This is a genomic window from Burkholderia sp. BCC0506, from assembly GCF_902833145.1.
Taxonomy (GTDB): domain Bacteria; phylum Pseudomonadota; class Gammaproteobacteria; order Burkholderiales; family Burkholderiaceae; genus Burkholderia.
In genome coordinates this window covers 175,212-194,575 of sequence record NZ_CADFEN010000011.1, presented here as the reverse complement: position 1 = coordinate 194,575, position 19,364 = coordinate 175,212, and the positions used below count along the sequence as shown (strand labels likewise).

Genomic DNA, 19,364 nt, shown 5'->3' with positions numbered 1-19,364 from the left:
GCCGACAGCAGGCCGATTCGCGCAGCGCGTTCACGGCGAGCCGGAACCTGGCCGGCCGCCGCGCACTTGCGCCGCCACCCCGGCTACCACGGCACCGTCCGCCCCAGATAGTCGAGGTATTCGAGCCCGGGCCGCGCCCGCTTCGCCAGCAGCACGTCGACGAGGCTCGGCACGCTTTCGTCGATGGTCAGGCGTGCGTCGGGCCCGCCGAGTTCGGTGCGGACCCAGCCCGGGGCCATCAGCGCCATCGCGCGGCGCGTATCGGCCTGACGCGCGGCGAAGCTGCGCATGAACTGGTTCAGCGCGGCCTTGCTGCCGCGATACACCTCGCGCATCCCGCTGACGTTGTTCGCGACGCTGCCCTGCCCCGACGACATCGCGCCGATCAGCCCGTCGTCGGGCACGAGATCCTGCAGCGTCTCGATCACGCGCATCGGCGCCAGCGCATTCGTGATCATCACGCGCACGAATTCGTCGGTCGTCACTTCGCCGATCGTTTCGTTCGGGTCGTTGGTCGTGCCCGCATTCACGAACAGCATGTCGAAGCGCCGGCCCGACAGGCGCTCGCGCAGCACGGCCAGTTGCGCGGGCTCGCAGATGTCGAGCGTTTCGATCTCGAGCCGGCCGTCGAACCGGTCGGCCAGGTCGTGCAGCTTCGTGCGCCCGGATCCTTCGCGCACGGTGCCCGTCACCTGCCAGCCCTTGTTCAGGAAGGTCTCCGCCATCGCCAGCCCGAGGCCGCGCGACGCCGCGACGAGCAGGATCGCGGGAAGGCTGCGTCGATTCGATTCAGTCGGTTGCATGGTTGTTCGCCTTTGCCGTGTTTCATCTTGCACCCACTATAGGCGCGCACCATGGAAGGCGCCAGACGCACCACATGCAATCGATAGTTGCATGCAACGCCATGTTGGTCGCACGAAAGCGTATCCTTTCAGCATGGAAGACATCGACCTGAACCTCGTCACCGCGCTCGACGTGCTGCTGTCGGAAGGCAGCGTGACCGGCGCCGCGCGCCGGCTGGGCCTGAGCACGTCCGCGATGAGCCGCACGCTCACGCGGCTGCGCATCGCGACCGGCGATCAACTGCTCGTGCGCGCCGGGCGCAAGCTCGTACCGACGCCGCACGCAGCCGCGTTGCGCGACCGCGTGCATGCCGTCGCGCGCGATGCACGGGCCGTACTCCGGCCGGCGACGGCCGACGTCGACCTCGCGACGCTCGCGGCCACGTTCACGATCCGGGCGGCCGCGTCGTTCATGGAAATGCTGTCCGGGCCGGTCGTCGCCGCACTGGCCGACGTCGCGCCGCACGTGCGTATCCGCTTCGTCCCGAAGCTCGACCGCGATCCGCAAGCGCTGCGCGACGGCACGGTCGACCTCGAAATCGGCAAGCGCCGCGACGACACGCCCGAGCTGCGCGCGCGCATGCTCTTTCACGACTGGCACGTCGCGGTGGCGCGCGCCGGCCATCCGCTGTTCGCGTCGGCCCGGATCACGCCCGCGCGCTATGCAGCGTGCCGCCACGTCATGGCGGCCCAGCTCGGCGATTTCGGCGGGCCGACCGACGACTTGGCCGACCAGGCCGGCCCCGGGCCTGCCGTGCACGTCGTCGTGCCGGGCTACCCCGACGCGATGCATGTCGCGGCCAGCACCGACCTGATCGCGCTGGTGCCGCGCTCGAGCCTGGGCAACGCGTGCTCGCCGGGGCTCGTCGAAGCCCTCGGGCTGCGCAGTTTCGAGCCCCCCGTCCGCCTGCCGGCGATTCTCGTGTCCGCGCTGTGGCATCCGCGCATGCACGGCGACCCCGTGCATCGCCGCCTGCGCGATACGGTCATCGCCATCTGCCAGCGCGCGTATCCGGATTCCCGCCCGCCACGCGCCACGGCGCGCGGCAAGGGAGCCCGCGCCGCCGGCTGACCCACTGGCCGACGTCACGCGGCTCAGACCAGCCGGCCGCCGCCGTCGATGTGCAGGATTTCACCATTCATGAAGCGGTTGCCCAGCAGGAACGCGATCGCTTCGCCGACTTCGTCGGCGCGGCCGACACGGCCGTGTTCCGCGCCCCGCCGAATCCCGACCATTGCGGCACGGCCGGGCGGCGCCGGCAGCCCCTTCGGCTAAAATGCCGCACTTTCCACCTCGTCCGGCCCGCTCGCCATGCAACCCGCCTCCACCGCCCAATCCGCCTCCCATGGCGCCGACGCCGCAGAAGCGGCCCGCGACCTCGTCTACGGCCCGAACGACCGGCCGGCGCCGACGGTCGCCTTCGTGGCCGCGCTGCAGCACCTGCTGGCGATCATCGTGCCGATCGTCACGCCCGGCCTGCTGATCTGCCAGGCCCTCGGCGTGTCCAGCCGCGATACGACCCTCATCGTGTCGATGTCGCTCGTGATTTCCGGCATCGCCACCTTCGTCCAGTGCAGGCGCTTCGGCCCGCTGGGCGCCGGCCTGCTGATCGTCCAGGGCACCAGCTTCAACTTCGTCGGCCCGCTGATCGCCGGCGGCAGCCTGATGGTCAAGCAAGGCACGCCGGTCGAGACCGTGATGGCCGCGATCTTCGGCGTCGTGATCGCCGGGTCGTTCGTCGAGATGGGCGTGTCGCGCATCCTGCCGTTCGTGAAGCGCCTGATCACGCCGCTCGTCACCGGCATCGTCGTGCTGCTGATCGGCCTCACGCTGATCAAGGTCGGCCTCATCAGCATGGGCGGCGGCTTCGGCGCGATGGCCAAGGGCACGTTCGCGAGCGCCGAGAACCTGACGCTGTCGGGCCTCGTGCTCGGCACGATCATCCTGCTGAACCGCGTGCCGGTCGTCTGGGTGCGCAGCACCGCGCTCGTCATCGCGCTCGCGATCGGCTACCTCGCGGCCGCGTTCCTCGGCCGCCTCGACTTCACCGGCATGCACCAGGCCGCGCTGTTCCAGGTGCCGACGCCGCTGCACTTCGGCATCGGCTTCTCGTGGGCGCTGTTCGTGCCGATGCTGATCATCTACCTCGTCACGTCGCTCGAAGCGATCGGCGACGTCACGGCCACCAGCAAGATCTCGAACGAGCCGGTCGAAGGGCCGGTGTGGATGCAGCGCATCAAGGGCGGCGTGCTCGTGAACGGCGCGAACTCGCTGCTGGCCGGCGTGTTCAACACGTTCCCGAGCTCGGTATTCGCGCAGAACAACGGCGTGATCCAGATCACCGGCGTCGCGAGCCGTCACGTCGGCATCTGGATCGCGGGCATGCTGGTGGTGCTCGGCCTGTTCCCGGTCGTCGCGGGCGTGCTGCAGGCCGTGCCGGAGCCCGTGCTCGGCGGTGCCGCGATGGTGATGTTCGGTGCGGTGGCGGCGTCGGGCATCAACATCCTCGCGGGCGTCCACCTCGACCGCCGCGCGCTGCTGATCATCGCGGTGTCGCTGGCGCTCGGCCTCGGCGTGTCGCAGGTGCCGGACATCCTGAACAGCCTGCCGCATGCACTGAAGAACGTGCTGGAATCGGGCGTGGCGACGGGCGGCATCTGCGCGCTCGTGATGAACTGGTTCCTGCCGGAAAGGAAGTAACCGGACGCACCGCGCGGCACAAGCCGATCGTCAAACCCGGTCAGGTCGCCTTGGCCGATCGATTTGCGCTGGTTAGAATCACGGCATGCCCCAAACCCTCGCGCCCGACCAAGCCTCCGAAACGAGTGCCGTTCCGATCAAGGAACGCGCGACCGTCGTCTGCTATCGCGACGAGCGCGTGTTGCTCGTCACGCGTGCGGCATCGCGCTGGGCCCTTCCCGGCGGCACGATCAAGCGCGGGGAAACGCCGCTCGAAGCCGCGCATCGCGAGTTGCGCGAAGAAACCGGCATGACCGGCCAGCCTCTCGTGTACTCGATGCAGTTCACCGGGCTCGCGAAGATCCATCACGTGTTCTTCACGGAAGTCGGGCCGGATCAGACGCCGCAAGCGAACAACGAGATCGAGAAGTGCAAGTGGTTTCCGATCGACGGCGTCGATGCGCTGCGCGCGAGCATTCCGACGAAACGAATCGTCGAACTCGTCTACAACCATGAGATCCGCAAGACGTAACGCACCCGCGAGCCGTCGGCCGGCTCGGGTCGATTGTCGTGATCGGCGGTGCGCGAACGCTCAGTGCGCGCGCTTTCTTCGCAGTTCGTGCGTGGAATAGACGACGAGGAAGATGCCCAGCATCGCCACGCCGGACGCCATGAAGTCGTTCGCGCTTCCCGAGCCGTACAAGGACGTCGGGAAGATGCCGAGACTCAATCCTGCCACCGCGAGAAGCAAACCTGCAGCCACACCCCAGATCGGTCCGGCGGTCTTGTCGATTTTATTTTTCATACAGCACCCGTCTACAGTCATGACCTGAACGGTATCGGCAAAAAGCGCCGTGTCTACCTTCAGTCATTCCACTATAGCCGGGAAATAATTCCCGCACTTCTGGTGCTTTTCCCGATCAAGTTTGCACGGTCGCGGCCGTTGCGCGGCGACGACGCCCGACGCATGCGTGCGTCGCCTGAAGCAGGCTGGATCGCGAGAAAGCGGGATGGCGGAAGGCAGCAAACTGCAACCATCGGTCGCGGAGACCCGCCAGGTAAGACTCCCGCAGTCGCAGATAGCCTCCTACCCACAATCCTACCCATATTTGGCTCAGCGGCAATCCAATATCGGCCGCAACACCCTGATGGCAAAGGGACGCCGAGCAGTTTCCCGCCCCAATGCCCCCAAAGTTGCCCTCACGGGCTCGGTTACGTTCGGGACGCTCCCAACAAGCCGCCACGATGCTGGCATGCGGTCCGACGAGAGTGTTAATTATGTAAAATTAAACGACGAGCGGACCAAGCATCCGTGCATCCAACCCGTCTCACGAAAGAGCCTGCGAAATCGCACGCGTGCAGATCAGATCGCCATGCTGGTGCAGCCAATGCTCGAGGTACCCGGATTGGCGCGCACGTGAATCCGCATTGCTGGCAATGCGTAGTAATAGATCGGCACGCCAACAAATAGGTCGGCCCACAAGATCGACTACGGCCACCGATACGGGCCCCGTCGCCCCCCCCCCAACTGCTCCATAGCGGGCGCGGATTTGATTCGAACGGACGAACGAACCATGTTGCAGTCACCCGGAAATTCCTTCGTTGAGGGTACACTGCTCGGCCTGTGCGTTGAGGTGCCCCCTCGCGGTGCTCGTCTCAATGATGATGCATGGCGCCGACTGGACCGGCACGCGCGTCGTGATGCTCATGGCGACACCGGTGTTGATCGCCTGCGTGATGCTGCTCACGCGTCCGCTAGTATTCAACACAATATGGAAGTACAAACGCTCGCCATTCGAGCTGGACGAAAACGTGCGTGCATCGATCTACGGTCGGTTCGCCGGCATTGCGCTTGGCCTCGCATTCGGCATCATGGTCGCGACGACTCTCTCCTGATCAGGTCCTCAGCGCATTCGCCTGCCCATCTTGTCGTGTGCCGCACATTACTCATCTTTCTCAAACTGCCCGCACCGCTATAAGTTTGGGCGCCCGCATAGCGCATAAGCAGCGCGCGTGCCATCACGTCGCCACCCGCGCGACAAGATGCGCTTCGATCGGCAGGATCGGTTATCGCGAGCGGTCCCACGTCGGAGTCCCCCTGTCCCAGCGTCAGAGCGCCATCGGGTAACTCGATCCAGCAGCTCCGTACGCACCCGACGTCGTACCGGCGGACGATCTTCAGCCGAACTTGCCCTACAATTATTGGGCAAGATCCTGCACTTGGCGTGGCACATAGCCGGTCAAACGCCAGCTTCCGTCGTCTTCGAGACGGAAGCTCATCTTCTCGAACACGGTCGACCCGTTCTTCAGCGTCGTGGCGAAGTCGACGTTCGCGTAGAGTCCGTCGGGTATCGTTGACGCATTCGTGTAGCGGATGCGCGTGACTTGGGCCCAACCGCGATGGCTGACCGCGCCGACAGACTGGCGCGCATGCTGCATGTCGGCCGCGAACTGGTCCTGCTTGATGCGCGCCTTCACGAACGCGGCGGCGTCGGTCCACACCGCGCCGTACTGGCCGGCGTCGAGCTGCTTGAATACGGCATCGGAGTCGCGCAGCAGCGTGTCGGCCGATTCGCCGGCTGCTTGCGCGTGCGCGCCGATCGCGATCGATGCGGCGGCACAGCCGATCAGCCATTTTGCGCGGGTCAGGGGCGAGTGTGCGTTCATTGTTGGGTCCGGAAAGGGCGGCGCGTCACGCGTCGCGATAGAGGGCGGCGATCGCGTCCGTATAGGCCGCGACGTTCTCGGGGTTGTAGATGCTGACCGAGCTGAGCACGTGCTTCGACTGCTCGCGGTATGCGTCGAGGTTCGCGTCGTGCTCGGCAAACGCCTTCAGCAGCGCGCGGCCGCCGGCCTGGCAGTCGAAGTCCGGATAGAAATACCCGGCCTTGCCGAGGAACGGCGAGTTGTGGATCAGCGGATAGTCGCCGTACAGCAGCTCGTAATACAGGTAGTTCTGCGCGTTCTCCCACGTGTGCGACACCACCGCGTCGCCGTACGCGGCCATGAACTCGTACACCGCATAGCGGCTTTCGAACGTCGTGATCCCGTGGTTCACGATGTCGAGGCTCTTCGCGAAGTGAACGAACGTCGCGTGTTCCTTCAGGTGCAGCGTGTTGCATACGCGCACGAACTCGAGGAAGCCGGGCTTCGCGCGATACGCTTCCTCGGTCACGAGCATCGGAATGATGCTCGTCTTCACCATGCAGATGTTCGGCTCGAACATCGTCACGCGCCAGCGCGGCTTGCCGGGCTGATAGCCGAACGACAAACCGTCGCCGAGCGTCGCGCGCGCCTTGTCGAACAGCATCGGATGCCAGATGTGCGGGACGATCGTGACCGGCGCGCGCAGGCCCGTCTGGTAGTAGTGCAGGCACGAGCGCTCGAACTCGGGAATCGTCCACACCGCGTCGTACGGCGCACCGGAGAACAGGAAGCCCGACGGCTTGTCGAACATCGCGCGTTCGATGTCGATCACGTAGTCGTTGCCGACCCGCATCGTGACGACCTTGCCGCCGCGCTCGCGGAACGCGCGCAGGTAGTCCGCGCCGAACTGCGCGCTCATTTCGATCAGCACGTCGCAGCGCTCGAGCGCTTCGTCCATCGACAGCAGCGGCACGTTCCACTCGCCGAGCATCATCTGCGGATCGGCGACCTGTTCCCCGCCGTTCACCATCACGGCATCCGCGACGAGCGGCGACTGGCGCAGCAGCAGGATCAGCAGCAGGCAGTTCTGGAAAATGCCGTTTTCCCACAGCGACTGGCCTACGCCGCGCACGAACAGCGACACGCCGACGACGAGACCTTTCCCGGCAGCCGGCGCTGCGCGAGTATTTAACCTTGCCATGCTTTCCTCAAGTTTGAGCGACTTCGCGCGATTGCAGTACTCAGCCTCGATGGCGCCTTGTGTCACGAAGAAGCTCCCGGGCCGAACGAACCGGCCAATGTCCGGCCATTGAGCCGGCCAAGCACCACAAAACACTGAAGCAACGGTACCGATATATTCGAATGACCTGAGTTCATTCGCATCTCATCGATAAGGTCATCGTGCAAGCCTTTGGCGATGGCGGAATGTCTTCCATACAAACTGCATGACAGTCCAAACGAATAGGCGCGCCTCGCATCGTCACGGGATTTTTTTTCGCCCTGCCGATCCATCAATGCATCTGCGAGACGCTCGAACTGACGCATCGATTCTTCTATCGGTCCGACGGCGGAGCATTCCGCCATTCGTAATCGCCCGGGCCGGCCCGTGTGGTAACCCTGCACCCATTGCACCCCATAGAACGCGGCCATACGCAACTCGTCAACGCTTTCTATACCCTCTACCACCACTTGCCTTGCATGGTTTAGGGCACAGGCCACCATTTTTCTGAACCGATTGTGCGCCACCCCGTCATCGGCATCGGTCGGTACCATGCGGCCCGCGATCTTGACGATATCGGGGGCTGGGATTCGGGAGCAATTCTCGACGCTGAATCCATCACCGAAGTCATCCACGGCGATACCGCAACCGATGCGCTGGAGGCGCTCGACAAACATATGCCCTGACACCGACGACAGTTGCGTGGTCTCGGTAATCTCCACGACCAGGCGACTAGCAACTTCCGGCCTGCTTTCGAGTCGCAGGAGGATTGATTCCCACCACTGAATATCATTGGCGCTTTGCGCGGAAATATTGACGCCCAAGCTCAGATCGACATTCGACTCCATGAATTCGATGGCCATGCCCACGACATAGCGATCGAGGAATCGCATGAGACCAAGACGTTCCAGACCAGGTATGAACGCTGATGGATAGGCGATTGGACATTCGTCCGGGCCGACGATACGTACCAAGCATTCGTGATACAACACCTGTTCATCGTCCTGCACGCTCACAATCGGCTGAGCACACAGTATCACCCTGCCTCGAGCGATCGCCGCCAGCACCATGCCGGCGGTCCTGATGTCCGAATCCGCGTGACACGTTACATTCGGCTCTAGAGCAGGTTGCATCAGCGCCTTTACGCAGTGACTCATGCCGCCTCCCTAGAGCTGGGTGGCGACGATCGACCTGCCCCGCAGGGCGCTTGCCGGGCATTGGAGTCCAACATGCGTTAGCTCCAATTCAGGCCACAAGACGCGCGACGAACGCGTCCAGGTTCGCGGGGTTGTCGATCGAGACCGAATGCAGCAACCGGTCCGCTTTCGCGCGATAGTCGTCGAACCGCTCGTCGTGATGCAGCCACGCATCATGTAGCGCATGGGCGCCACTGACGGAATCGAAGTCCGGGTAGTAATAGCCGGCATCGCCCAGCAGTGTCGAGTTGTGGATCAGCGGATACCCGCCATACAACACGTCGTAATAGAGATAGTTCTGCGGATTTTCCCAGTGATGTGACACTACCGCGTCCGCGTTAAGCGCCATGAAGCCCGGCAGGTCCATGCGCTGCTCGAACGTCGCCTTGTGTTGGCGCACCAGATCGAGGCTGTTCGCGAAGTGCACGAACGTCGGATGCGCCTTCATGTGCACGGAGTTAACCACGAACAGATGTTGCACCGCATCCGGATGCGCACGATAGAACTCGTCACACACAAGCATCGGATAGTGGCAGGACTTCACGACCGAAATGTTCGGCTCGAGTGTAGCGAGATGCCATGAGCGGTGGCCAGGCCGATAGCCGAACATCACGCCTTCGCTCGCCAGCGCGGCGATGCGGCGATCGAGGAAGTACGGCGACCACAGATGCGGAATCGTGTAGACCGGCGCGCGCGTGAGCGTGCGCAAGAGGGGCACGTCGATCTTCTGCGACTTCTCGAGTACCCACACTTCGTCGAACTGCGTGCCGTTGAAGATGTGTCCCGACGGCTTAACGAAGATCGGAGTTTCGGCGAGACCGCTGTAAGTATGGCCGACGTAGCATGCAACGAGCTTCGTGCCAAGTGCCTTTATGTGCCGCATCCATTCGACCGGCAATTGCGCGCCCATCTCGATCACGACGTCGAGCTCGTACGTGACGTCGACAGGTTTCACGAGCGGGATGTCGAGGCCGTCGAGTTCGAGCCCGGCCGGTAGCGCGTTGGCGTCACCGCCGTTAAGGAAATAGACGGGGCCGATGCGATCCGAGCGTTTGAGCATCATCGCGAGGTACGCGATGTTCTGGTGGATGCCGTTTTCCCAGATCATCTGACCATCGCGCGCAAACAGCGAGATGCCCACGGCCAGGCACGGGTCATCGCGATTTCTGCTGGAGCGCGGACCGATCATTGACTGCATCAAGAATTCTCTCGTAGCTTAGATACCGGATCACTGCCCCTGAGAGCAGCGCCGGTTTCTACGACTACGCACTAGGAAAATTAGCAAACGATGTACGATGGGATGTCGGAACGTGCCCGACTCCCCTCACCTTTCACAAAGGACATCTCTCGAAATGTCGATTTTCGGCTCTCCAGGCGGCAGCATGAAAGCCACGCCCGGAGAGTCAATCACCGATTTACCACTGGTACGAGACACCTGCCCCGTACGTACTGCCGCTACTGCTGATCCCGACGCCAAGCTTCGCCTTCAGGTTGTCGCTGAATCGCACCGATACGCCCAGTGCAGTTGCCCCGTAACCTTGGTAACTCCCGGTCCCAATCCCGACGGCGATCGTTTTTCCAGGATCAACCTCCGGAATCATGGTCAACGCGGTTGCCGCAGCAACACCCGAGTACGCTCGACGTGCCACCTCGTTGACGCTCGACTGGACACGCCACAGTTGGTTCATGTTGGCGGCGTCCGTTCCATCGATCCCAGGTGCCACGTTTGTCAAACGACGCTCATGGCCAGTGGAGCCGAAGGAAACGGTGTTCGGCTGTGAAGCTACCGAACCTGCACCAATTGCAGCGGAATTCGGCGCGCTGGCCGTACTGCCTTGCCCCACTGCCAACGTGTTGAGACCGGAAGCCGTTGCCGCTTGGCCCAACGCGGTTGAGTTGTCGCCGGTTGCGGCAGCAGCCTGACCATTCGCCTTGGAGTTTTTCCCGGAGGCAATCGCGCCTTGCCCTTCAGCCGTCGAGTTTTCCCCGGATGCAGTTGCTCCCTGTCCCAGCGCGGTCGAATTTGCCCCCGAGGCGCTGGCACCTTGGCCCACCGCGGTGGAGTTCGGCGTGGCTGATGCCCCAGCGCCGATCGCAGTGCTACCGTCGGTGGTCTGGGTCTTGATCGACGTCAGCGGCGCCACAGCCGTGGAAAGGGATGCCAGGGCGTTGTCCGTTGTGGACAGCCCGGTCGAAAGCGAGGCAACGCTACTATTCGTCGTGCTCAAGCCCGTCGAGAGCGATGTAACGCTGCTATTCGTCGAGCTGAGACCGGTCGATGTGGACGTAGACAACGAAGCCACATTGCTGTTCGTAGTGCTCAAGCCCGTCGACAATGAGCTGACACTGCTTGAGGTTGATGTCGACAACGACGTCACGGTGCTGTTTGTCGTGCTCAAGCCGGTCGACAGCGAGCCCACGCTGGATGCCGTCGAGGTCGACAGCGACTTCAGATTGCTGTTGGTCGTGCTCAGGCCCGTCGACAGCGAACCCACGCTGGATGCCGTCGAGGTCGACAGCGACGTGACCGTGCTGTTCGTCGTGCTCAGGCCCGTCGACAGCGAACCCACACTGGATGCCGTGGAGGTCGACAGCGACGCCACGTTGCTGTTCGTCGTGCTCAAGCCAGTGGACAGCGAGCCCACGCTGGATGCCGTCGAGGTCGACAGCGACGCCACGTTGCTGTTCGTCGTGCTCAGACCCGTCGACAGCGAGCCCACGCTCGACGCCGTCGAGGTCGACAACGACGTGACTGTGCTGTTCGTCGTGCTCAGGCCCGTCGACAGCGAGCCCACGCTGGATGCCGTCGAGGTCGACAGCGACGTGACCGTGCTGTTGGTCGTGCTCAGGCCGGTCGACAGCGACGTCACCCCGCTTTGCGCCGTGCTGATCCCCGTCGACGCCGACGTCGACAGCGACGTGATCGAGCTGTTGGCCGTCGACAGACCCGACGATGTGGACGTCGACAGTGAATCCAGATTGCTATTCGTCGTGCTCAAGCCCGTCGACAGCGAACCCATGCTGGATGCCGTGGAGGTCGACAGCGACGTGACCGTGCTGTTGGTCGTGCTCAGGCCGGTCGACAGCGACGTCACCCCACTTTGCGCCGTGCTGATCCCCGTCGACGCCGACGTCGACAGCGACGTGATCGAGCTGTTGGCCGTCGACAGACCCGACGACGTGGACGTCGACAGTGAATCCAGATTGCTATTCGTCGTGCTCAAGCCCGTCGACAGCGAGCCCACGCTGGATGCCGTCGAGGTCGACAGCGACGTGACTGTGCTGTTGGTCGTGCTCAGGCCGGTCGACAGCGACATCACCCCGCTTTGTGCCGTGCTGATCCCCGTCGACGCCGACGTCGACAGCGAACTCACCGAGCTGTTCGTCGTGCTCAAGCCGGTCGACAGCGACGTCACCCCGCTTTGGGCCGTGCTGATGCCCGTCGACGCCGACGTCGACAGCGAACTCACCGAGCTGTTGGTCGTGCTCAGGCCGGTCGACAACGACGTGACGCCACTTTGTGCCGTGCTGATCCCCGTCGACGCCGACGTCGACAGCGACGTCACCGTACTGTTGGTCGTGCTCAGCCCAGTCGACAACGAAGTCACACCGCTCTGCGCCGTGCTGATCCCCGTCGACGCCGACGTCGACAGCGAGCTCACCGTGCTGTTGGTCGCGCTCAGGCCGGTCGACAGCGACATCACCCCGCTTTGTGCCGTGCTGATCCCCGTCGACGCCGACGTCGACAGCGAGCTCACCGTGCTGTTGGTCGCGCTCAGGCCGGTCGACAGCGACGAGACCGAGCTATTTGTGCTATTGATCGATGTAGAAAGTGATGTGACCGAGCTAGTCGCAGCAGTGGAGGCGGCCACAGCCGTAACCACAGCCGTAGAAAGGCTGGTCACATTCGATCCGATTGCTGTTAACGCCTGATTTGTAGCGAAAAGCTGAGATCCATTGACTGCATCAGTGCTCGCAGCGGTAATCCGCCCAGCAGCGACATTAGTAATTGTTCTTTCTGCGCCAACTGCGCCTACGCTCACCGTCGAACTGGGCGTTGTTCCGGCGAAGCTATACGTCGTTCCGTCAAGCGTAACACCCGTCGTAGCAACCGCAGCGGACGTCACCGATCCCGATCCGAGAGCAACAGCGTTGCTGTTCCCGGCACTAGATCCGTAGCCGATCGCGGTAGCGTTCGACGCAGTCGCTGTGGAATGCGCGCCAATCGCGGTAGCGTTCGTAGCGGAAGCTGAGGATTGGGATCCCAGCGCAGTCCCATAGACAACCGCATAGCTCGCATACCCGACAGCAGTAGCGGGCTGAGGACCACCGGAAGCCAGCCGAGAATCAGCATTAGCCTGAGAGCCAATTGCCACATCCTGCTGTCCCTGCGCAATTGTGGTAGGGCCTCCGCCCCCACCACCAATCGCAATACTACCAAATGCCTGAGCATAAGACGTCGTCCCCCCCGAATACTGCGCAAATGCTACCTGGGACGCTAACATCAACGGCATCGCCAATATCGCGACTGCCGCACGCTTACTCGGCTTTCCCCGTGCCAAATCAATTTCCGAGGCAGCGACCCAGGCTCCGAGCGCCTCATTCCAGATTGTTCTATAACTCTTATTCATTTAATTACCCACCGTTATTTCATAAAAATCACCGCCATAGTCCGGCTCCATATTTATTAGACAAACAACATGTAGCGGACTTGACGAACCAACGGTGAGTAAAGCGCGATCGAAACCCACCAGTTACGAAGTATTCTCCCGGCGATAGCCGTAGCCGGCACTGAATTCTTGTCACGAAACCGCCCCATAACTGGGCGGGAATGTCATTTTTGGTTAAAGCAATGTTGAGAGGGCCAAGCGACATTGGTCGCTGCTAGCGACCAATGAATGGAAAACCACGTCGTATAAATGGGGAGTGTAATAGCAACGCATCGAAGTGATGCTCGTGCTGGCGAGACACTCGAATACGCTTGCATCGCGACAACTCTTTCGGCAAGACGAATTATCTGAAAACCTCAGGCACGCTCTCTCGAACAGACCGAACCATCCAGCCTGACATAGAGGCGTCTGCTATCGAGTGGGATGAAGCGCCCACCTCACATTCGTCTCGCGATATTCCAGCACGAGTTTTCAGTATCGAGAGGGTTTGGCATAAGAATCGATCTGGGAACCGCAGCGATGACAAGCAGCATGTTCGGGCTCAAGAAGCACGCGCAGACAACTTTTCCATTAACGATGCAGTGCAAGCTGAGCCAATGATCACCATCTCGGGCGAACGCGCGAACGACTGCCAACCACGAGCATGCGTCCAGGCGGCCGATATTGGGCCTACGCTGGAGACTGAACATCAGAACGATGATAATTTATGTGCGGCACTCGATGCACGGGAAAGGCCCCACGTAGTCCTGACCCGGCAAGATTCAAGCGAGCCGCATCGTGCAGACTTACAATCTGATGACTGCTTGGCGACATCCATTAAAAATATGCACTTACCGCAACATCAAATATCTCGATTTCAATGGAAATTTTTTACTATCGCCTCACCCAGCACCAACGGAACCAAGCCTCGCGACCGCCTCACACCCACCACATAATGACCAAATCAGCAGCTCTCAAGCTTATACCCAACCGAGAATACCGACCTCAGCATCAGTCCATTTTCATTATTCAATTTCAACTTATTTCTAACGCGATACATATGAGTATCCAATGATCGCGACACCATATCTCCACCCCGCCCCCATACGGCCTCGATCAAATACTTCCGCGGCACGATTTTTCCGATATTCTGGAACAATAGAACAATAATATCCATTTCCTTTCTTGTCATCCGAACGGGATTCCCATTAATGTATATACAAGTCCCGGTATTGGGTATGAGATACCCGCCGGCGCGAATTGCGAGACCATCCCCCCGGGCGAGAAACGTCCGTCGCACAAGCGCATTCACCCGGGCGACCAGTTCGGTTCGCCCAACCGATTTCGCTATCACATCGTCAGCACCAGAATTTAGCGCCTCCGCAATTTTCTCGCCCGTAGAGTCGTCTACCAAAACAGCGACCGGCATATGAGGGCCAAGATTCGCGCGAATCCAATGAAGCAAGTTGGATGCCGATCCATTCGGGAAAACCCATGCCAGAATTACGAAATCGAACATCGTCTGTTGCAGCAGACGCACGGCGTTTTCTCGGCTCTCCACAGCCGTCACCTCACACCCTTGTTCTCGCAAAATGGCCGGTATAAGACCGCTCGCTCTGCCACCATCAATCACCAAAATTCTCATGCCTTTAAACCAGTACGAACAGCAATACGAGTACAACAATCCGCCAATGAGGAAGTATTCTCATGGCAATCACGATAGCCAACACTGAATTCTCGTCACGGAATTGCCCCATACTCGGGCATAAGCGTTCCTTTTGTTTAAAGCGCTGTCGAGCACGTCCACAGACAGCCCCAGCAACGCGTATAGATCGATACACGATTGGCCCTAGGAACTGACGAAAAAATCGGACGGAGCAATCCTGCTGGATACAGCGGACCCTCAAATTGCGAAGCTGAAGCTTCCCTCCGGGGCTCATCTTGCTTAGCTCTCATCCGAGCATTTGTAGAATTGAACTCGACGTCTGAAATTGTTTCCCGAATCAACGGATACTGAAGTGACGGTACGGCGCCCCCCACCCTGCACCGCCGTTGCCTCACATCCGCGTTCTTTCACGAGCACGTCCATTTCCGTCACCGTCAATCGACGAAATTCTCATATTCTTAAATCATTGCGAATGCAATGCACCTATTAACTCTACGCGCCGAATATCCATCCCTCTCATTGTTCCGAGTCGGCTTCGTCTATAACAAATTCCGCCCTGTCCCGCCCCTTGATCCAGTGCGGCTCACGCCCTACTCCGGACCATGTACTGCCCGTGATGGGATCGAAGTATTTCGCCTTTCTACGCTTTCTGGTCCTCGTCAGATCCGACTGGAATATGTCGCGCTCCGTGATTCCAAAAACCATGACGCACTCTATGATCTCGGCAAGAACCGAATCAAACAGTCGCCTTCTTTCCAAGTCCAGCTGCAATTCCAGTCTTGCCTTCATCTCCTGGTAATTTTTCCAAGACTCCATCATAGTCACAAGTCGACCTCAATCCTGATATATTCCGGTCCATTATCAAACAACGATCAAAGCGTATCGATATCGATTTCACGAACAGCAATACAAATGCAACAATCCGTCAATAAGGAAGTATTCTCATGGAAATCACCATATCCAACACTGAATTCTTGTCACGAAATTGCCCCACAATCGGGCATGAACGTCAATTTTGTTTTAAGGTGCTGCTGAGGGTGACCAATAGCAGCTCAAGCAATACATATACGTTGATATGAACAACCCCGAATTGATTTTTGATCGACGGCCGAAACCTGCTGAAACTGACCGGGCATCTTACAGTCCGGAAAATCGGTACTGCTTATAGTGGTTGCGACCCTCGAGAAGACCTCCACATATGACTACGGTGTTTGTTTGCGAATCGTCGCCGCTACAATTTGGCGGTATCTTAGTGTCAGCCAACGACGACCGAACAACAATCAGTCAATTTTTGGCGATTCGTTAGCTTCCCTTTATAATGTTTCGATGGCTCTTACGCGCGTTACCGTCAGACAATTCGAGGCGTTTCTCGCCATTGTCGATCTGAACAGCATCGCCGGTGCAGCGACAAGGCTAGGCCTGACATCTTCGGCCGTAAGCCAATTGTTAGCGGAATTAGAGCGCGAACTCGGCTTTCGGCTTTTCGACCGCACGACACGGCGCGTGGAGCTTTCGTCTGCGGGCCGAGACTTCCTACCGTCTGCCGAATCCGTACTTCGCCACCTGCATTCTGCCGAGCAAGCCGCAAGCGATATTCGCAACCGCGCAGCTGGCATCGTCCGTGTTGGCGCACCGCTCGTTCTGGCGAGTACGGCATTGCCGGTTGCCATTGCAGACTACCGAAACCAACAGCCGAAGGTCGTCGTGCGGCTGATCGATACCAGTGTCGACCAGTTGGTAGATCGCGTCGCAAATGGCGACGTTGACTTGGCCGTGGGCCCCGACAAAGCTACCGGCGAGCGCGTTGAACGCGAACCGCTCTTCCCTAGTCCGTGGGTCCTGTGGTGTGCACCGAGCCATCCGCTTGCACGTCGTCGGCGGATACTTTGGCAAGATCTCCGTGGTCTACCAATAATCGCGACTAGTCGCGACCATGAGGCGAGTGTCGATCAAATGCTTGCTGACCGGCCCACTCACTCCCGAATTGCTCCGATGGAGGTTGTCGACAACGTCACAACTGCGTTCGGTCTTGCCGCACAAGGACTCGCTGTTACGCTGACACCCGACTATGTGAAACCATTAGCACGCACCTTCGGTCTTACGATGCGCCGAGTGGTCGAACCGGAGACGATCCGCGAGGTATGCATTTACCGGCCTGTGACCCGGGCGTTGTCGCCATCTGCGGCTGGTTTCGCGCAATTTCTCGTTGAGCATCTGAAAGTCTGGAACCGCGAGACGCAAGCGAAATAGCGCTTCTTTGGAAGCCTGTCGGACGTGCTTTGCAGTCGCTGACTTACCGCGGATGTAAACCACTGGACTGGCCAGAGTTTCATAGACACTCACGAGCCGTTTAGCGCGTAGCGCCGCTCAAACTCAATCGGCGAAAGATCGCTGGCGGAACGATGCCGACGAACCGGGTTATAAAACATTTCGATGTAATCGAACAGGTCCGAGGTCGCGGTCGCCCGACTCGGATAGATACGCCGCTTGATTTGCTCCTTTTTTAGGGCGCTGAAGAAGCTCTCGGCCACGGCATTGTCGTGGCATTTACCACGCCGACTCATGCTTGGCACCATATGGTGCGCCTTCAGGAATGACCACCAGTCATCGCTCGTGAATTGACTGCCCTGATCGGAATGCACCATGACACCGGGTCCCGGTTTGCGTTTCCAAACCGCAGCCAACAACGCCTGTAAAACCAGATCGCTGGTCATCGTCGAGCGCGTAGCCCAACCGACGATCTGGCGCGAGCACAGATCCATAACAGCCGCCGGATACAGCCAGCCCTCGTAAGTCCGGAGTACGCGATGTCCGTTACCCAGACCCGGTTCGGTGCGGTTGGTGCGAACTCACGGTTCAGCACGTTGGCGATTACGCCGACCGGACCACCCCGATAGCGCGGCTTGCTGCCATAGCCCACTTCTGCCCGCAGACCTTCGCCTTTCATGAGGCGATGGACGCGGTGACGGGTGCACGTTTCGCCCGATTCACGCAAATCCACCGTGACCTTGCGGTAGCCATAGACGCCGCCGCTGGCTAGCCAGGAATGCTTGATCAAACCGAGCAATCGATCATCCTCGCGCTTGCGGGCTTCAACTATCTGCCGCTGCCAGACGTAATAGCCGCTGCGATGCACGCCAAGGACTCGGCACATCGAGTGCAGGTGGAACTCGCCGAGATGGGATCGCATGAACGCGTACCCTGCCGTTATCCCTTTGCAAAGTACGCGGCGGCTTTTTTTAAAATGTCGCGTTCCTCAGTCATGCACTTGAGCTCGGCCTTCAGTCGCCGAACCTCGGCGCTCTGATCCAGCTCCGCCTGCCGCACGACCTCGGGCCTGCCAAACTTCAGTTTCCATGCGTAAAGGCTGTGGGTCGTGATGCCCAAACGCTGGGCCACCTCTGTCACCGAATGACCCCGTTCGGTTACCTGTTTGACTGCCTCGATCTTGAACTCATCCGTGTACCGCTTGCCGCTCATGCTAACCTCCTCGGTCGCCATAAATTGTGGCTCGAAGATGTCTACGAAAGGCTGGCCGGTCCACATCAACTGATTCACATAACTTCTACCCAACAACCGCGCCGACCGGCAGCCCTCGCTGACAAGGTCGTGGTCGGCGATGCGCCTGAGGCCCTCACTTTCAGACCGGGGAGAGAAAACACCGGAATGGTCCCGTTCACGGGCCACTTTTACCGTCTGCCATCAGCGTGCACGGCCGTCAACGCATGCCGCCGGTAGCCAGAAGAATTTCGCCCGTGATCCAACGAGCCTGATCGGAAGCAAGGAAGACAGCAATGTCTGCGACGTCGTCGGGCTGCCCAGCACGTCCGAGGGCCGTTCTGGCAATCATGTCGGCCTCGGCATCCGAACCGGGAAAGCCGGCGCTATGTGTCCCCTCAGTCACCACATAGCCCGGGTTGATCGAGTTCACGCGAATTTTTCGCGAACCCAGCTCTTGAGCCAGAACACCGGTAATCGCATCGACTGCGGCCTTGGTGCCTGTGTAAACCACGCTCCCCGCTCGCGGGACGTGGGACGCGGCCGACCCGATATTGATGATGCTCGCGCCCTCGGCAAGATGCTTCACTGCAGCTTTCGTGACCAATAAAGGTCCAAGCACATTGGTATTGAACTGCCGGTGGAACTCAGCTGCCGACACCTCTTCTATGGGGCCAAACGCATAGACGCCGGAATTGTTCACCAAGATGTCGAGGCGCCCGAATTCATCAATGGCCGCCTGGACCAGATTGGCAGCATCGGTCTCTTTCGATACATCTCCTGTGACGGCCACTGCTTTTCCGCCTTGCCCAGTGATTTCGTCCACCACGGCATCCGCGCCGGACTTGCTGGATGCATAGGCCACGACTACTGCAGCGCCATGCGCTGCGAACGCCTTGGCTATTGCAGCCCCGATTCCTTTCGACGCACCGGTTACCAGTGCGACCTTTCCTTCAAGACTAGCCATA

15 protein-coding genes and 1 pseudogene are annotated in these 19,364 nt (G+C 60.4%); 5 read left to right on the top strand and 11 right to left on the bottom strand.

All coding sequences use genetic code 11. From position 1 onward, the window contains the following. Window positions 1-83: 83 nt before the first annotated feature. Window positions 84-803, bottom strand: coding sequence for an SDR family oxidoreductase (locus HWX62_RS24560; protein ID WP_175928182.1), 720 nt, complete (start codon window positions 801-803; stop codon window positions 84-86). Window positions 804-936: 133 nt separating this feature from the next. Between HWX62_RS24560 and HWX62_RS24555 the strand changes: the two genes are divergently transcribed. Next, complete coding sequence (locus HWX62_RS24555; RefSeq protein ID WP_175928731.1) at window positions 937-1,914, top strand: LysR family transcriptional regulator; 978 nt, start codon at window positions 937-939, stop codon at window positions 1,912-1,914. A gap of 23 nt (window positions 1,915-1,937) precedes the next feature. Here HWX62_RS24555 and HWX62_RS24550 read toward each other — a convergent pair whose 3' ends face one another. Next, window positions 1,938-2,078 carry a hypothetical protein gene (locus tag HWX62_RS24550; protein ID WP_244136090.1) on the bottom strand — a complete coding sequence of 47 codons (141 nt, stop codon included), beginning with the start codon at window positions 2,076-2,078 and terminating at the stop codon, window positions 1,938-1,940. Window positions 2,079-2,154: 76 nt separating this feature from the next. Between HWX62_RS24550 and HWX62_RS24545 the strand changes: the two genes are divergently transcribed. After that, a complete protein-coding gene (locus tag HWX62_RS24545) occupies window positions 2,155-3,543 on the top strand; it encodes a nucleobase:cation symporter-2 family protein (protein ID WP_175928181.1) in 1,389 nt (462 codons plus the stop codon). An 85-nt stretch (window positions 3,544-3,628) separates the two neighbouring features. Beyond that, a complete protein-coding gene (locus HWX62_RS24540) occupies window positions 3,629-4,054 on the top strand; it encodes an NUDIX hydrolase (protein WP_175928180.1) in 426 nt (141 codons plus the stop codon). A 60-nt stretch (window positions 4,055-4,114) separates the two neighbouring features. Here the strand turns inward: HWX62_RS24540 and HWX62_RS24535 are convergent, their stop codons facing one another. Next, on the bottom strand, window positions 4,115-4,327 hold the full coding sequence (locus tag HWX62_RS24535) for a hypothetical protein (RefSeq protein WP_175928179.1): 213 nt from the start codon (window positions 4,325-4,327) through the stop codon (window positions 4,115-4,117). Between the two features lie 854 nt (window positions 4,328-5,181). On the opposite strand from HWX62_RS24535, the gene HWX62_RS24530 reads away from it, so the two are divergent. Beyond that, a complete protein-coding gene (locus HWX62_RS24530) occupies window positions 5,182-5,418 on the top strand; it encodes a hypothetical protein (protein WP_244136089.1) in 237 nt (78 codons plus the stop codon). A gap of 303 nt (window positions 5,419-5,721) precedes the next feature. On the opposite strand, the gene HWX62_RS24525 is transcribed toward HWX62_RS24530, so the two are convergent. The 6 genes from HWX62_RS24525 to HWX62_RS24500 all read right to left on the bottom strand — a co-directional run bounded on the left by HWX62_RS24525 (window position 5,722) and on the right by HWX62_RS24500 (window position 14,877). Beyond that, the gene (locus HWX62_RS24525) at window positions 5,722-6,189 is read right to left on the bottom strand and encodes a DUF4019 domain-containing protein (RefSeq protein ID WP_175928178.1); all 468 of its coding nucleotides are present in this window, start codon (window positions 6,187-6,189) and stop codon (window positions 5,722-5,724) included. 25 nt (window positions 6,190-6,214) lie between these two features. Then, window positions 6,215-7,369 (bottom strand): DUF2827 domain-containing protein, encoded by a 1,155-nt coding sequence (locus tag HWX62_RS24520; protein ID WP_175928177.1) that lies wholly within the window; start codon window positions 7,367-7,369, stop codon window positions 6,215-6,217. Window positions 7,370-7,431: 62 nt separating this feature from the next. Continuing rightward, the gene (locus HWX62_RS24515; protein WP_175985248.1) at window positions 7,432-8,544 is read right to left on the bottom strand and encodes an EAL domain-containing protein; all 1,113 of its coding nucleotides are present in this window, start codon (window positions 8,542-8,544) and stop codon (window positions 7,432-7,434) included. An 88-nt stretch (window positions 8,545-8,632) separates the two neighbouring features. Continuing rightward, window positions 8,633-9,772 (bottom strand): DUF2827 domain-containing protein, encoded by a 1,140-nt coding sequence (locus HWX62_RS24510; RefSeq protein ID WP_175928730.1) that lies wholly within the window; start codon window positions 9,770-9,772, stop codon window positions 8,633-8,635. 226 nt (window positions 9,773-9,998) lie between these two features. Beyond that, window positions 9,999-13,214 (bottom strand): YadA-like family protein, encoded by a 3,216-nt coding sequence (locus HWX62_RS33335; RefSeq protein WP_175985250.1) that lies wholly within the window; start codon window positions 13,212-13,214, stop codon window positions 9,999-10,001. A gap of 982 nt (window positions 13,215-14,196) precedes the next feature. After that, window positions 14,197-14,877 (bottom strand): response regulator transcription factor, encoded by a 681-nt coding sequence (locus HWX62_RS24500; RefSeq protein ID WP_175931703.1) that lies wholly within the window; start codon window positions 14,875-14,877, stop codon window positions 14,197-14,199. Between the two features lie 1,347 nt (window positions 14,878-16,224). On the opposite strand from HWX62_RS24500, the gene HWX62_RS24490 reads away from it, so the two are divergent. Further along, the gene (locus HWX62_RS24490) at window positions 16,225-17,148 is read left to right on the top strand and encodes a LysR family transcriptional regulator (protein WP_175931707.1); all 924 of its coding nucleotides are present in this window, start codon (window positions 16,225-16,227) and stop codon (window positions 17,146-17,148) included. Between the two features lie 89 nt (window positions 17,149-17,237). Here HWX62_RS24490 and HWX62_RS24485 read toward each other — a convergent pair. Both HWX62_RS24485 and HWX62_RS24480 read right to left on the bottom strand, forming a co-directional pair. Beyond that, window positions 17,238-18,378, bottom strand: a pseudogene (locus HWX62_RS24485) (IS3 family transposase). Between the two features lie 238 nt (window positions 18,379-18,616). Continuing rightward, a complete protein-coding gene (locus tag HWX62_RS24480; protein ID WP_175931701.1) occupies window positions 18,617-19,363 on the bottom strand; it encodes a glucose 1-dehydrogenase in 747 nt (248 codons plus the stop codon). Window position 19,364: the final 1 nt, after the last annotated feature.

Bases quoted from the DNA above. Each gene is read 5' to 3' on its own strand.
- HWX62_RS24535 (WP_175928179.1), bottom strand. From the start codon at position 4,327: ATGAAAAATAAAATCGACAAGACCGCCGGACCGATCTGGGGTGTGGCT.
- HWX62_RS24550 (WP_244136090.1), bottom strand. From the start codon at position 2,078: ATGGTCGGGATTCGGCGGGGCGCGGAACACGGCCGTGTCGGCCGCGCC.
- HWX62_RS24555 (WP_175928731.1), top strand. From the start codon at position 937: ATGGAAGACATCGACCTGAACCTCGTCACCGCGCTCGACGTGCTGCTG.
- HWX62_RS24500 (WP_175931703.1), bottom strand. From the start codon at position 14,877: ATGAGAATTTTGGTGATTGATGGTGGCAGAGCGAGCGGTCTTATACCG.
- HWX62_RS33335 (WP_175985250.1), bottom strand. From the start codon at position 13,214: ATGAATAAGAGTTATAGAACAATCTGGAATGAGGCGCTCGGAGCCTGG.
- HWX62_RS24540 (WP_175928180.1), top strand. From the start codon at position 3,629: ATGCCCCAAACCCTCGCGCCCGACCAAGCCTCCGAAACGAGTGCCGTT.
- HWX62_RS24545 (WP_175928181.1), top strand. From the start codon at position 2,155: ATGCAACCCGCCTCCACCGCCCAATCCGCCTCCCATGGCGCCGACGCC.
- HWX62_RS24520 (WP_175928177.1), bottom strand. From the start codon at position 7,369: ATGGCAAGGTTAAATACTCGCGCAGCGCCGGCTGCCGGGAAAGGTCTC.
- HWX62_RS24480 (WP_175931701.1), bottom strand. From the start codon at position 19,363: ATGGCTAGTCTTGAAGGAAAGGTCGCACTGGTAACCGGTGCGTCGAAA.
- HWX62_RS24515 (WP_175985248.1), bottom strand. From the start codon at position 8,544: ATGAGTCACTGCGTAAAGGCGCTGATGCAACCTGCTCTAGAGCCGAAT.
- HWX62_RS24560 (WP_175928182.1), bottom strand. From the start codon at position 803: ATGCAACCGACTGAATCGAATCGACGCAGCCTTCCCGCGATCCTGCTC.
- HWX62_RS24530 (WP_244136089.1), top strand. From the start codon at position 5,182: ATGATGATGCATGGCGCCGACTGGACCGGCACGCGCGTCGTGATGCTC.
- HWX62_RS24510 (WP_175928730.1), bottom strand. From the start codon at position 9,772: ATGATCGGTCCGCGCTCCAGCAGAAATCGCGATGACCCGTGCCTGGCC.
- HWX62_RS24490 (WP_175931707.1), top strand. From the start codon at position 16,225: ATGGCTCTTACGCGCGTTACCGTCAGACAATTCGAGGCGTTTCTCGCC.
- HWX62_RS24525 (WP_175928178.1), bottom strand. From the start codon at position 6,189: ATGAACGCACACTCGCCCCTGACCCGCGCAAAATGGCTGATCGGCTGT.